This is a genomic window from Acidimangrovimonas pyrenivorans, assembly GCF_042643245.1.
GTDB classification, from domain to species: Bacteria; Pseudomonadota; Alphaproteobacteria; order Rhodobacterales; family Rhodobacteraceae; genus Acidimangrovimonas; species Acidimangrovimonas pyrenivorans.
Genome location: NZ_JBHRSK010000004.1, coordinates 555,736 through 569,397 on the forward strand (window position 1 = coordinate 555,736; position 13,662 = coordinate 569,397).

Consider the following 13,662-nt stretch of genomic DNA (forward strand, 5'->3'; position numbering starts at 1 on the left):
GTACATCCCCGCCAGTCATAGGCGCATCGGTCGCGCCGCCCAAATGCCCTACCTCGGCTCTCTCCTAAAGCTTCTTCAATCGGCCGGACGAAGCGCTTCTGTCCGAGGCTTGCACGCGGAAGGCTGAAATCCCCAAGCCCATCCATCGAACCCCGCGTTCACATGTCTGTCCAGAGATGCACACGGGATTGTTATTTTCTCTGGGTTTTCCGGCAACTGGCGTTGCACCGCGCGCCTTCGCCTCGTCGCGCTTGGCCGGCAGGACGCCGTGGCGGTACTAGCCTCAACGACGGCAGCCGTGCGCCGTAGACAAGTACCGGAGTGGGACAGATACCGTCGGTAATCAGGCTGCTTTTACACAAAATCTGTAAACAGAATCCGCTTTTGTAAACCGTCTGACGCCGGAAGATGCCATAGAAGCCAGCAAGACTTGGTCGGGGCGGCGAGATTCGAACTCACGACCTACGGTACCCAAAACCGTCGCGCTACCAGGCTGCGCTACGCCCCGACGGCGGCCTGTCTAGCCGGGAATGCCGGCGGAGGAAAGAGGCCGCGTGCGCCTCGTCCCGCCGTGCCTCCGCGCGCCGTCACCGATGCTCAGCGCCCACCGCAGGGCCAGGCGACGACGGCGGGATCGAAGCCGGGATGGCGCATCACCGTGCCGGGGCCGATGCCGAGTTGCGCCGCCAGCCCGCCATTGATCTCGAGCACCGCCTGCACCTTGTCGCCGCCCGGGATCAGGCGCTCGTCGCCCGGCCGGGCCATGGCCTTGAGCCGGGTGACGCGGCCACGGCGGTCGGCGAACAGGATATCGAGCGGGATCAGCGTGTCCTTCATCCAGAAGTTCACCGCGCTCGGCCGCGGATAGAGGAACAGCATGCCGGCGCCGGACGGCAGATGCGCCCGGTTCATCAGCCCGCGCTGGCGCGCCGCCTCGGTCGTCGCCAGTTCGACCTCGAAGCGCACCACGCCCTTGCTGCCGCGCAGCTCGACGCGGTCGGGCCGGCACTCGGCCCGGGCGGCCAGCGGCACCAGCACAAGCAGCGCCGCGAGCCAGGCCCTCACTCGGGCTTGTCCTCGCGCAGCGCCGCCTCCCACGATGTCACCTGGGTCGCCATGCGGCCGCGCTTGCCCTCGATGATGCGCAGCCCGATCGCCTCGCCGGGCTGGAGGTCGGCGAAGCCGGACAGGCGCAGCACCTCGACATGGATGAAGACATCCTCGGGCCGGCCGAAGACGTTGGCGAAGCCGAAGCCCTTGCCCTTGTCGAACCATTTCACCCGCGCCGGCTCCAGCGGCTGGGTGGCCGGATCGGCCATCTGGTTGCCGCTGAGATCGTCGAGCATCGGCTGGCCGACGCCCTCGGGCGGCTCGATCGCCAGAACCTCGACCGCCTGCGCCCCGCGCTGGGTTTGCTGAACCCGCACCGTGATACCGGCCCCGTCGGCCACCGAGCTCTGCCCGAAATTGCGCAACACATTGGCGTGAAGAAGGATATCGGGCCCGCCATCGTCCGAGACGATGAAGCCGAAGCCTTTCACCAAGTCGAACCACTTTACCCGACCATGCACCTCTTGCAGGGCCTTATCATCATCGGTCATTCTGTCGTCGCTTCCCCGATTTTTCTTGTTAGCCCCCGCCGCGTGTTGTCTCTATCAGAGTTACCATTTCAAGCACAAAACGCGTGCGGCAGAAAGACTTGCATTTCACGAAGCGCGAGTTTCAAGGGTTTAGCCGCTGAATTTTCCACGCATCGTCGATATTGTCGCGGCGCCAGCGGAACCGATCATGCAACCGGAAGGCACCATCGGCCCAGAACTCGACCTCCAGCGGGCGAATGCGGTAGCCGCCCCAGAAGGGCGGGCGCGGCGGATTCGCCCCCTTCTCCGCCGTGACGCGCGCGACCTCGGCCATCAGGGCCATGCGCGACGATAACGGTTGCGACTGCTTCGACGCCCAGGCGCCGAGCCGGCTTTTCAGCGAGCGCGAGGCGTAATAGGCGTCGGCCTGCGCCCCGGCGACGCGCTCGGTCAGACCGCGCACCCGGATCTGGCGGCGGAGACTCTTCCAATGTAGCACGAAAGCGGCCTTTCCGGCGCCGTCAATTTCATGCGCCTTGGCACTGCCGTAATTGGTGTAGAAGACGAAGGCGTCGTCCTCGATCTCCTTGAGCAGAACCATGCGGACATTGGGCAGCCCGTCGGCATCCACGGTCGACAGCGCGATCGCGTTGGGATCGTTGGGCTCTTCCGCCTCCGCCGCGTTCAGCCAGTCCTGCGCGATCCGGAACGGATCGTCCCCGGCAAAGATCCCGCTTCTGTCCGCCATCCTGCTCTCCCCTCGGGCTTGCTTCGCATTTATTGTCATATTTCGATCAATCGGCCCGCGGGCAAGACCCGCGCGGCCCGCCCGGCGGTCCGGCGCCGATGCCGCTTGCTCTTGATGCCCGACGCATCATCGCCTACAGCACTGTGACACTGCACAGGGTGGTCGAGGAAAACCGAATGTCAATGCGGCTCATGGAAGGGAAGCGCGGCCTGATCATGGGGCTCGCCAACGACAAGTCGATTGCCTGGGGGATCGCCCGGGCCCTGGCCGACCAGGGCGCCGAAATCGCGCTGTCCTACCAGGGCGAGCAGCTCAAGAAACGGGTCGCGCCGCTGGCCGAGCTGATCAATGCCACCGAGATCGTCGAATGCGACGTCACCGACGAGGGCTCGCTCGACGCGCTGTTCGACCACCTCAAGAACGCCTGGGGCAAGCTCGACTTCGTCGTCCACGCCATCGGCTTTTCCGACAAGAGCCAGCTGCGCGGCCGCTATGTCGATACCACGCCGGACAATTTCCGCATGACGATGGATGTCTCGGTCTTCTCCTTCACCGCCGTGTGCCAGCGCGCCGCCGCGCTGATGACCGACGGCGGCAGCCTGCTGACGCTGACCTATTACGGCGCCGAGAAGGTGATGCCGCACTATAACGTCATGGGCGTCGCCAAGGCGGCGCTCGAGGCCTCGGTGCGCTACCTGGCCGAGGATCTGGGCAAGGACGGCATCCGCGTCAACGCGATCTCGGCCGGCACGATCAAGACGCTGGCCGCCAGCGGCATCGGCGATTTCCGCTATATCCTGAAGTGGAACGAGCTCAACAGCCCGCTGCGCCGCACCGTGACGCAGGAGGAGGTCGGCAAGTCGGCGCTCTACCTGCTGTCGGATCTGGGCAGCGCGGTGACCGGCGAGATCCACCATGTCGATGCCGGCTACCATACCGTCGGCATGAAGGCGGTCGACGCCCCCGACATCGACACCGTCACCGCACGCAACGGCAACGGCAAGACCGAAGGCGCCTGAGCCGCACCGGATTGGCGCCCGGGGGGGAGCGACAGATGAGCCTGACCAGCCTCATTGCCTTCAACATCGCCATCCTCGGCGCGCTGATCGTGCCCGGACCGGCCTTCCTGATGGTGCTGCGCACGGCGCTGACCCGCGGCCGGCGCCAGGGCATCGCCTGCGCCGCCGGGCTGGCCCTGGCCGCGACGCTGTGGAGCGCCGCCGCCCTGGCCGGTCTGACCGCCCTCTTCGCGCTGGTGCCCTGGGCCTATGCCGCACTCAAGATCGTCGGCGCGCTCTACCTGGGCTGGTTCGCGATCGCGCTGTGGCGCAATGCCGAGCGGCCGCTGCCGACCGCCCGGTCCGGGCGCAGCCGCGGCTTCCGGCTGGGGCTGCTGACCAACCTGTCCAATCCCAAGGCCGTGTTCTTCATCGCCGCGATCTTCTCGACGGTGCTGCCGGCCATGCCGCGGGGGGCCGCCGCGCTCGACCTGCTGGCCGACCATTTCGCGATCGAGCTGCTGTGGTATGCTGCCGTCGCGCTGATGCTGACCACGGCGCCGATCCGCGCCGCCTACCTTCGGGCCAAGGCCCGGATCGACCGCGTCTCGGCGGCCGTTCTGGCGCTGCTGGCCCTGCGAACCGCCACGTGAGGACACCATGACCGACCGCCTGCCGCACGAAAAAGGCTTCCACGTATCCTGGGATCAGATTCATCGCGACGCCCGCGCGCTGGCCTGGCGGCTGGACGGCCAGGGCCCCGATAACGGCGCCTGGCGCGCCGTCGTCGCCATCACCCGCGGCGGCATGGCCCCGGCGATGATCGTCAGCCGCGAGCTCGACATCCGCGTCGTCGACACGATCTCGGTCAAGTCCTACGACCACCAGAGCCAGAGCGAGGCCCGGGTGATCAAGGCGCCGCAGGCCGAGATCATGGGCGACGCCGGCGAGGGCGTGCTGGTGGTCGACGACCTGGTCGACACCGGCAAGACGCTGGAACTGGTGCGCAAGCTCTACCCCAAGGCGCATTTCGCCACCGTCTACGCCAAGCCGCAGGGCCGCGACATGGTCGACACCTATATCACCGAGGTCAGCCAGGACACCTGGATCTTCTTCCCCTGGGACATGGCGCTGCAATATGTCGAGCCCTACCGGGGCAAGGACTGAGGCGCGCCGCCATGCCGACGAAACACATGAGCCGATTGGCGGCATGGTTGCACGGCTCATTCCTGTTCGGCCTCGGCATGCAGGCGCTGATCGGCACCTCGCAGCTGCTGGCCGCGATCGTGCTTCAGATCGCCTGGCGCACCGACGAGCTGACCGAGCTGGCGAATTGGACCGGCAACGCGCTCAAAACCCAGACGCCCGACCCGATCGCCGCCTCGCTGCTGCGCCAGATCCATGACTTCTCGCTCCACCCGCAGACCTTCTGGTCGGTCTACCTGATCGGCCACGGGCTGCTGAACCTCAGCGTCGTCGCCGCGCTGCTGACAAAGAAGCCCTGGGCGCATCCGGTCTCGATGCTGGTGCTGGCCGGCTTCATCGCCTACCAGCTCGACCGCTACTGGCTGACCCATGCGCCGGTGCTGATCCTGCTCTCGGTCTTCGACTTCGTCGTCATCCTGCTGGTCTGGAACGAGCACCGGCAGCAGCGGCTGGCCGCCAAGGCCTAGCCGGCCGCCGCTCGCCTGGCCGGGCGCGTGCCGAGAGCGGCCGGGGGCTGTCTGCCCCCGGACCCCCGAGGATATTTCCGAGCAGAAAGTGAAGGGGCCGCAGGGCCCCGTTCTTAGGGCCTTTTCTGCGCTGTGGGGCGCTGCTAGGGTCGGGCCGATTTTGCTTAGAGAGGTCCCGATGCTCCAGCCGCTGAACCCGCGCATGGCCGCCACCTTCGCCCCGCCGGTGATGGAGGCGCGGCGCTGGCTTGAAGGGGTGGCGTTCCCGGCGGACCGGCCGCTGATCAATGTCAGCCAGGCGGCGCCGGTCGAGCCGCCGCCGCCGGCGCTGCGCCAGGCCATCGCCGAGGCGGCGCTGAACGAGGACGCGGCACATCTTTACGGCCCGGTGCTGGGCATGCCCGAGCTGCGGGCCGAAGTCGCCAGCCAGTGGTCGGCGGCCTATGGCGGCGAGATCGCGGCGGGCCAGGTCGCGATCACCTCGGGCTGCAACCAGGCCTTCTGCGCCGTGCTGGCGACGCTGGCGGGCGAAGGCGACGAGGTCATCCTGCCGACACCGTGGTACTTCAATCACAAGATGTGGCTCGACATGAGCGGGGTGAAGACGGTGCCGCTGGCCTGCGGCGACGGGCTGGTGCCCGACCCCGAGGCGGCGGCGGCGCTGATCACCGACAGGACCCGGGCGATCGTGCTGGTCAGCCCGAACAACCCGGGGGGAGCCGAGTATCCGGCCGAGGTCATCCGCGCCTTCCACGATCTGGCGCGGGCGCGCGGCATCGCTCTGATCGTCGACGAGACCTATCGCGATTTCGACAGCCGCGACGGCCGGCCGCACGACCTGTTCGCCGATCCCGACTGGGGCCAGAGCTTCATCCATCTCTATTCCTTCTCGAAGGCCTATCGCCTAACCGGCCACCGCGTCGGCGCCATCGTCGCCTCGGCGGCACGGCTGGCGGAGGTCGAGAAGTTCCTCGACACGGTGGCGATCTGCCCCAACCAGCTCGGCCAGCGCGCGGCCTTGTGGGGGATGCGGAACCTCGGCCAGTGGCTGGCCGGCGAGCGGGCCGAGATCCTCGACCGCCGGGCGGCGATGATCGAGGGCTTCCCGCGGCTCGACGGCTGGCGGCTGCTGGGCTGCGGCGCCTATTTCGCCTATGCCGAGCACCCGTTCGAGATCGCCTCGGACCAGGTGGCGCAACGGCTGGTGCGCGAGGCCGGCGTGCTGATGCTGCCCGGCACCATGTTCCAGCCCGCCACGGCGGCGGAGGGCGCGCGCCAGATGCGCATCGCCTTTGCCAATATCGACCGGGCCGGCATCGGGCAGCTCTTCACGCGGCTGGAGGGGCTGGCGATCTGATCGCTTGCTCCCCTGCCCCGGACCTTTTACAGACATCGCACAGGCACGAACCGCGGAAGGCATCCACATGGCGCGCAAAGCGAAACCGGGCAAAGCCAAGAACAACCGGGCGACGGAGGCCGAGGAGGCGCCGCGCAAGAAGCGCAAGGCGGGGGACGTCATCGTCTGGATCATGCTGGCGATGATCGTCTTCGGTCTCGGCGGCTACGGGGTGACGAATTTCGGCGGCGGCGTGCGCAAGATCGGCAGCGTCGGCAATGCCGAGATCTCGACCGACGACTATGCCCGCGCCCTGCGCCAGGAGCTGCAGGCGATGTCGGCCCAGACCGGCAAGAACATCACCATGCAGCAGGCCCGGCAGATCGGGCTGGACCAGCAGGTGCTGGGCCAGCTGGTGACGACGGCGGCGCTGGACGACGAGGACGCCAAGCTGGGCATCTCGGTCGGCGATGCAAGGCTGCGCCAGGAGATCACCGGCATGTCCTCCTTCCAGGGCGCCGACGGCAAGTTCGATCCCGAGACCTACCGCTTCGTGCTCAAGCAGAACGGCCTGACCGAGGCCGGCTTCGAGGCCAAGATCCGCGACGAGCTGGCGCGCGGCCTGCTGCAGGATGCCGTCGTCTCGGGCTTCGCGGTGCCGAAACCCTATGTCGACACCCTGATCTCCTATATCGGCGAGCGCCGCGGTTTCGAGACGCTCAAGCTGACGCCGGCCGACCTGGCGACGCCGGTGCCGGCGCCGACCGACGACCAGCTTCAGGCCTATTACAAGGATCACCCCAAGACCTATACCAGCCTGCGGGCCAAGCGCATCACCTATGCCGAGCTGCTGCCCGACATGCTGGCCAAGACGGTCAAGATCGACGACAAGGACCTGCGCGCCCTCTACGCCAAGAAGAAGGCCGACTACGTCAAGCCCGAGAAGCGGCTGGTCGAGCGGCTGGTCTACCCGGACCTCGCCAAGGCCAAGGCGGCCAAGGCCAAGCTGGACGTCGGCGAGGCCAGCTTCGAGCAGCTGGTCAAGGCGCGCGGGCTGGAACTGTCCGATATCGACATGGGCGACGTCACCAAAGGCGAGCTCGGCAAAGCCGGCGACGCGGTCTTCGCCGCCAAGCAGGACAGCGTCATCGGCCCGGTCGAGACCGACCTCGGCCCGGCGCTGTTCCGCATCAACGGCGTCATCGCCGCCCAGACCACGACCTTCGACGAGGCCCGGCCCGACCTGCTGGTCGAGCTCCAGACCTCGAAGGCGCGCGACCTGATCTCGGGTCAGATCGAGCATCTCAACGACCTGCTGGCGGGCGGCGCCACGCTCGAGGATCTGGCCAAGGAAACCGACATGACGATCGGCCAGATCGACTATACCGCCCAAACCACCGACGGCATCGCTGCCTATTCCGCCTTCCGCAAGGCCGCCGACAAGGTGACCAAGGACGACTATCCCGAGATCATCCAGCTCGACGACGGCGGCGTCGTCGCGATCCGGCTCGACAAGGTGGTCGAGCCGGCGCTGATCCCCCTGGCCAAGGTGCGCGACAAGGTGGCGGCCGACTGGAAACGGGACGCCACCGACAAGGCGCTGATGGCGCGGGCCGACGAGATCAAGAAGGCGGTCGCCGCTGGCGGCAAGCTGACCGATTTCGGCACCGTCGACGTGCAGGACCCGATCGAGCGTTCCGGCTATGTCGCCGACGCGCCGCAGGGCATGATGGCGGGCGTGTTCAAGATGAAGAAGGGCGCGGTCGAGGCGTTCCAGGGCGCCCAGACCGTCTGGCTGGTCGACCTGACCCGGGTGCTGCCGCCCGACGAGACCAACCCGGACCTGGAGAAGGCGCGGACCCAGCTGGCCGACCAGGGCAGCCAGGGCATCGCCAACGACGCCTTCCAGCTCTTCGCCACCGCGCTGCAGCGCCAGGCCGGCATCCAGATCAACCAGGCGGCGGTGAATGCCGTCAACGCCCAGTTCCACTGAGGGGGCCGACGTGGCGCTGATCCCTTCCTTCGAGGCGTTCGAGGCCGGCTGGGCCGAGGGCCGCAACCAGGTCGTCTACACGCGGCTGGCGGCCGACCTGGATACGCCGGTCAGCCTGATGCTCAAGCTCGCCGGGGCCCGCAAGCACAGCTTCATGCTGGAAAGCGTCACCGGCGGCGAGGTCCGCGGCCGCTATTCCGTGGTCGGGCTCAAGCCCGACCTGATCTGGGACTGCCGCGGACCGCAAAGCCGGATCAACCGCCAGGCCCGGTTCGACGACGACGCCTTCGAGGCGCTGCCCGGCGCGCCGCTCGACACCCTGCGGGCGCTGATCGCCGAAAGCCGGATCGAGATGCCGGACGAGCTGCCGGCGATCTCGGCCGGGCTGTTCGGCTATCTCGGCTATGACATGATCCGGCTGGTCGAGCATCTGCCCAACGTCAATCCCGACCCGATCGGGGTGCCCGACGCGGTGATGATGCGGCCCTCGGTGGTCGCGGTGCTGGACGGGGTCAAGGGCGAGGTGACGGTGGTCTCGCCGGCCTGGGCCGGTTCCGGCCTGTCGGCCCGTGCCGCCTATGCCCAGGCGGCCGAGCGGGTGATGGACGCCGTGCGCGACCTCGAACGCGGCGTCGCCGGCGAGAGCCATGACCTGGGCGAGGCCGCGCCGCTGGGCGAGGCCGTCTCGAACTTCGCCAAGGAGGATTACAAGGCGGCGGTCGAGAAGGCCAAGGAATACATCCGCGCGGGCGATATCTTCCAGGTCGTGCCGTCGCAACGCTGGGCCCAGCGTTTCCCGCTGCCGCCCTTCGCGCTCTACCGCTCGCTGCGGCGCACCAACCCGTCGCCCTTCATGACCTTCTACAATTTCGGCGACTACCAGATCGTCGGCGCCAGCCCCGAGATCCTGGTCCGGCTGCGCGGCGGCGAGGTGACGATCCGGCCGATCGCCGGCACCCGCCCGCGCGGCGCGACGGCGGAAGAGGACAAGGCGCTGGAAGAGGACCTGCTGGCCGACAAGAAGGAACTGGCGGAGCACCTGATGCTGCTCGACCTCGGCCGCAACGATGTCGGCCGGGTGGCGAAGATCGGCTCGGTCCACCCGACCGAGAAATTCATCGTCGAACGCTATTCCCACGTCATGCACATCGTCTCGAACGTCGTCGGCGAGATCGCCGAGGGTCAGGATGCGCTCTCGGCGCTGCTGGCCGGGCTGCCGGCGGGCACGGTTTCGGGCGCGCCCAAGGTGCGGGCGATGGAGATCATCGACGAGCTGGAACCCGAGAAGCGCGGCATCTATGGCGGCGGCGTCGGTTACTTCGCCGCCAATGGCGACATGGACATGTGCATCGCCCTGCGCACCGCCGTGGTCAAGGACGAGACGCTCTATATCCAGGCCGGCGGCGGCGTCGTCTATGACAGCGACCCCGAGGCGGAATACCAGGAGACGGTCAACAAGGCCCGGGCGATCCGCCGCGCCGCCGAGGACGCCGGCATCTTCGCCGGCCGCGGCAACCGCTAGGGTCTCCGCTCCCGGGGACCCGTCTTTTCTCTCTGCTTATGGGAAGCGCGGCGCCGGATCGGCGCCGCCGCTCAGGGCCGCATCGCCGCGGTGACCGGGGCCAGCGCGACCTCGCGGGCGCGGCGGTCGCCGGCCCACATCTTCAGCCCGTCCAGCGTATCCGGCCGGGTATGGCCGACGACGACCACCCGGCCCTCCTGCGCGGCGCGGAAGGCGGCGCGGTCGAGATAGCGGGTGATGGTCGAGGCGTTCTCGCCCTGGGCGTCGAGCTGGCGGTAGATCCGCGCCGCCGGCACCCCGGCGCTCTGCGCCACCTGGTTGGCGGCGTTGAGGCCGCGATCGTAGGTTACCAGCCCGAGCCCGTCATCGGCCAGCAGCGTAACCACCTTCTGGGCCATCCCGCGATTGGTCTCGAAACCGCCCCGGGCGATGTCCAGTATCCCGACCGCCTGCGGCAGCGCCTGGCGGTAGCCGCTGATGGTGGTGGCGAGATCCGAGGCGGTGGCGCCGGCCGGCAGGCCGCGGGCCAGGATCAGCACCTCGTGGCCGCCGGCGCGGTAGAGCCTGGCCGCGTCGGCCGCGCCGGCCATCGCCGGGTCGATGGCGAAGGTGACGGGCAGGTCGAGCGCCGCCAGCGCCTTGCGATCGAGCCCCCTCGAACCGTCGTCGATCAGGATGATGGCATAGACCGGCCGGCCCTCGGGATTGTCGAAGGCGACGGCATTGCGTTTCACCGGGGTCTCGGCCCCCTCGCCGCCGGCCGGCAGTTTCGGCTGGCCGATGGTTTCGGCGGCGGCGGGCGGGCCGGTCGAGGCCTCGGGCGCCGGGGCGGTCTCGGCGCCGCCGATCGTCGGCAGGCGGCCGACCTTGACCCCGGCGGTCGGGGCGAAACCGGGTTTCGGCGCGCCCGGCACGCTGGGCATGCCCTCGGCCCGCGGCAGCGTGCTGGCCCCTTTGCCGCCCATGTCCGGCGCGGCATCGGCCATCGCCTCGGGCGGGGTCTCGGCCGGGGTTTCGGTGGGGGTCTCGGTGGGAGTTTCGGCGGGAGTTTCGGCGGGAGTTTCGGCCGGGGGCTCGCCGGGCTTGGCGGCCTCGGCCCCCTTGGCCCCGTCCGCCGGCGCCGCCTCGGGCGCGGGCGTCGTCTCGATCTGCGGCACCGTCTCGGGCGCCTGCTCGGCAGTGGCGATCCGCGGCGCCGCACCTTGCGACGGCGTCTCCGGCGCGGGCGCCTCGGCCGTCGTCTCCGGCGCCGGGGTCTGCGCCTCGGCCCCGGTATCCGGGCTTTGCGGCGCCTCGCGGCCGGCCGCGACCTGCGGCGGTTGTTGCTGCTGTTCCGGGGCGCTGTCGGTTACCGGGACCGGCGGGCTGGCCGGCGCTGCCGCCCGCTGCGGCGCGGCCTCGTCCTTGGGCCCCTGCGGCGCGGCCTCGGCCTGCGGCGCGGCCCCGGGCGTCGGCGCGGCCGGCGCCACCGTCCCGGGCCGCCCCGGCGCCGGGGCGGCACTTTCGGTGCGCGGCAGGCTCTCGGCCTCGGGCGCGGCGGGCGGCACTGCCTCGGCGCCCTGCGGCACCGGCGGCGCGATCCCGGCCGCGACCTCGGGCGCGTTGCCCGCCGGCGCCGGCGCCGGCGGCGCCTCGGCCCCGGCACTGTCGACCCCGGGCCGGGCCGCCGAGGCGGTATCGGCGGCCGGCGGCTGCGGGCTGGTCTCGGGCGGGACCACTGGGCTGACGCGCTCGGCCTCGGGCGCCGTTTCGGGCGACGGCAGCACCGGGTCGGTCTCGGGCGGCGGCTTGGCGAATTCCGAGCCGCGCGGCACCTCGACGCTGGCCGTCTTGGGCTGCATCCCGCGCACCGGCGGCAGCGCCAGTTCCGAGACCGCGGCCAGCACCAGGCCCGAGACCACGATCCCCGCCAGAACTCCGGTTCCGAATCCCCTGCCCAATCGCACCTCCTGCAGCACGTTTCGCCTGTCCCGGCTTTCTTTCGCGCCCGGTTTCCGTCCCCGGCACGGCGGGCTTGCCCTTGACCCCGGCGCGCGGCTCTGACCATGTATAGCGCGACAAATGACGGGGTTCATCCCCTTTCGACATCGGGCCCGGGCCGCGCGCGGCGGCAGGCCGTACGACAACACCCGCGACGGGGGCCGCCATGCTGCTGCTGATCGATAACTACGACAGTTTCACCTACAACCTGGTGCATTACCTGGGCGAGCTGGGCGCCGAGGTCGTCGTGCGCCGCAACGACGCGATCGAGGTGCAGGAGGCGATGGCGATGAAGCCCGCCGGCATCGTGCTCTCGCCCGGTCCCTGCACCCCGAACGAGGCCGGCATCTGCCTGGCCCTGACCGCCGCCGCCGCCGCGGCGCGGCTGCCGCTCCTGGGCGTCTGCCTCGGCCACCAGAGCATCGGCCAGGCCTTCGGCGGCAAGGTGGTGCGCCATTCCGAGATCGTCCATGGCAAGATGGGCGACGTCCATCACAACGGCCAGGGCGTCTTCGCCGGCCTGCCCTCGCCCTTCAAGGCGACCCGCTATCACAGCCTGGTAGTCGAGCGCGCCAGCCTGCCCGAGGTGCTCGAAGTCACCGCCTGGCTCGAGGATGGCACGATCATGGGCCTGCGCCACCGCGAGCTGCCGATCGAGGGCGTGCAGTTCCACCCCGAGAGCATCGCCTCCGAACACGGCCACAAGATGCTGCAGAATTTCCTCGACCAGATGAAGGTGCCGGCATGAGCGACGGAATGAAAACTTACCTCAACGTCGCCCCCGACCGGCCGCTGACCCGCGACGAGGCCGAGGGCGCCTTCGAGCTGCTGTTCGAGGGCGAGGCGACGCCGGCGCAGATGGGCGGGCTGCTGATGGCGCTGCGCACGCGCGGCGAGACGGTCGAGGAATATGCCGCCGCCGCCGCGGTGATGCGGGCGAAATGCAACAAGGTGCGCGCGCCCGCGGGGGCGATGGACATCGTCGGCACCGGTGGCGACGGCAAGGGCACGCTGAACATTTCCACCGCCACCGCCTTCGTCGTCGCCGGCGCCGGGGTGCCGGTGGCCAAGCACGGCAACCGCAACCTGAGCTCGAAATCCGGCGCCGCCGATGCCCTGACCGAGCTTGGCATCAACGTGATGATCGGCGCGGATGTGGTTGAAAAGGCGCTGGAAGAGGTCGGGATCGGCTTCATGATGGCGCCCATGCACCACCCGGCGATGCGCCATGTCGGCCCGGTCCGGATCGAGCTCGGCACAAGGACGCTGTTCAACATCCTCGGCCCGCTGACCAACCCCGCCGGGGTCAAGCGCCAGCTCACCGGCGCCTTCACCGCCGAGTTGCTGCGGCCGATGGCCGAGACGCTGGCCGCGCTCGGGTCCGAGAAGGCCTGGCTGGTCCATGGCGGCGACGGCACCGACGAGATCTCGATCGCCGCGCCCTCCAAGGTGGTCGAGCTCGACGCCGGCAAGATCCGCGAATTCGAGATCGCGCCCGAGGAGGCCGGCCTGCCGGTCCATTCCTTCGACGCCATCCTCGGCGGCACGCCGGCCGAGAACGCCGCCGCCCTGCGCGCGCTGCTCGACGGCGAACAGGGCGCCTATCGCGATGCCGTGCTGCTCAACGCCGCCGCCGCCCTGATCGTCGCCGGCCGCGCCGGCAGCCTGCGCGACGGCGTCGGCATCGCCCGCGAAGCCATCGATTCAGGCGCCGCCAAGGCCAAGGTGACGGCGCTGGCCGCCCTGACCAGCGCCGCCGGCTGAGTGCCGGTGGACTTGCTGGCGGATTTTCTGTCCGCGAATATCCCGGCGGAGCCCGAAATGGGCGGGGG

General features: G+C 69.5%; 13 protein-coding genes and 1 tRNA gene. 9 read left to right on the forward strand and 5 right to left on the reverse strand.

Annotated features, from left to right (window positions below):
• Positions 1–431 precede the first annotated feature (431 nt).
• The 4 genes from ACFOES_RS05570 to pdxH all read right to left on the reverse strand — a co-directional run bounded on the left by ACFOES_RS05570 (position 432) and on the right by pdxH (position 2,328).
• A tRNA-Pro gene (locus tag ACFOES_RS05570) sits at positions 432–508 on the reverse strand.
• A gap of 89 nt (positions 509–597) precedes the next feature.
• Positions 598–1,065: a DUF192 domain-containing protein gene (locus ACFOES_RS05575; protein WP_377832206.1), complete on the reverse strand. Its 468-nt coding sequence runs from the start codon at positions 1,063–1,065 to the stop codon at positions 598–600.
• The gene (locus ACFOES_RS05580; protein WP_377832208.1) at positions 1,062–1,601 is read right to left on the reverse strand and encodes a cold-shock protein; all 540 of its coding nucleotides are present in this window, start codon (positions 1,599–1,601) and stop codon (positions 1,062–1,064) included. Before ACFOES_RS05580 ends, ACFOES_RS05575 begins: the two co-directional genes overlap by 4 nt.
• Positions 1,602–1,722: 121 nt before the next feature.
• A complete protein-coding gene (gene pdxH, locus ACFOES_RS05585; RefSeq protein WP_377833008.1) occupies positions 1,723–2,328 on the reverse strand; it encodes a pyridoxamine 5'-phosphate oxidase in 606 nt (201 codons plus the stop codon).
• A gap of 176 nt (positions 2,329–2,504) precedes the next feature.
• On the opposite strand from pdxH, the gene fabI reads away from it, so the two are divergent.
• From fabI to trpE, 7 genes are all read left to right on the forward strand, one after another.
• Positions 2,505–3,347: an enoyl-ACP reductase FabI gene (fabI, locus tag ACFOES_RS05590; protein ID WP_377832209.1), complete on the forward strand. Its 843-nt coding sequence runs from the start codon at positions 2,505–2,507 to the stop codon at positions 3,345–3,347.
• A 35-nt stretch (positions 3,348–3,382) separates the two neighbouring features.
• A complete protein-coding gene (locus tag ACFOES_RS05595; RefSeq protein ID WP_377832210.1) occupies positions 3,383–3,979 on the forward strand; it encodes a LysE family translocator in 597 nt (198 codons plus the stop codon).
• A gap of 7 nt (positions 3,980–3,986) precedes the next feature.
• The gene (gene gpt, locus ACFOES_RS05600) at positions 3,987–4,493 is read left to right on the forward strand and encodes a xanthine phosphoribosyltransferase (RefSeq protein WP_377832211.1); all 507 of its coding nucleotides are present in this window, start codon (positions 3,987–3,989) and stop codon (positions 4,491–4,493) included.
• A gap of 47 nt (positions 4,494–4,540) precedes the next feature.
• The gene (locus ACFOES_RS05605) at positions 4,541–4,999 is read left to right on the forward strand and encodes a DUF2127 domain-containing protein (RefSeq protein WP_377832212.1); all 459 of its coding nucleotides are present in this window, start codon (positions 4,541–4,543) and stop codon (positions 4,997–4,999) included.
• Positions 5,000–5,177: 178 nt separating this feature from the next.
• Positions 5,178–6,356, forward strand: coding sequence for an aminotransferase (locus tag ACFOES_RS05610; RefSeq protein ID WP_377832213.1), 1,179 nt, complete (start codon positions 5,178–5,180; stop codon positions 6,354–6,356).
• A 67-nt stretch (positions 6,357–6,423) separates the two neighbouring features.
• Positions 6,424–8,328: a peptidylprolyl isomerase gene (locus ACFOES_RS05615; RefSeq protein ID WP_377832214.1), complete on the forward strand. Its 1,905-nt coding sequence runs from the start codon at positions 6,424–6,426 to the stop codon at positions 8,326–8,328.
• Between the two features lie 10 nt (positions 8,329–8,338).
• Positions 8,339–9,850, forward strand: a complete 1,512-nt coding sequence (trpE, locus tag ACFOES_RS05620; protein ID WP_377832215.1) for an anthranilate synthase component I — start codon at positions 8,339–8,341, stop codon at positions 9,848–9,850.
• A 71-nt stretch (positions 9,851–9,921) separates the two neighbouring features.
• On the opposite strand, the gene ACFOES_RS05625 is transcribed toward trpE, so the two are convergent.
• A complete protein-coding gene (locus ACFOES_RS05625) occupies positions 9,922–11,790 on the reverse strand; it encodes a divergent polysaccharide deacetylase family protein (protein WP_377832216.1) in 1,869 nt (622 codons plus the stop codon).
• Between the two features lie 206 nt (positions 11,791–11,996).
• Here ACFOES_RS05625 and ACFOES_RS05630 point away from each other — a divergent pair, with 206 nt between their 5' ends.
• Both ACFOES_RS05630 and trpD read left to right on the forward strand, forming a co-directional pair.
• Complete coding sequence (locus ACFOES_RS05630) at positions 11,997–12,578, forward strand: anthranilate synthase component II (RefSeq protein WP_377832217.1); 582 nt, start codon at positions 11,997–11,999, stop codon at positions 12,576–12,578.
• A complete protein-coding gene (gene trpD / locus ACFOES_RS05635; RefSeq protein ID WP_377832218.1) occupies positions 12,575–13,594 on the forward strand; it encodes an anthranilate phosphoribosyltransferase in 1,020 nt (339 codons plus the stop codon). The genes ACFOES_RS05630 and trpD overlap by 4 nt, the downstream gene beginning before the upstream one ends.
• Positions 13,595–13,662 lie beyond the last annotated feature (68 nt).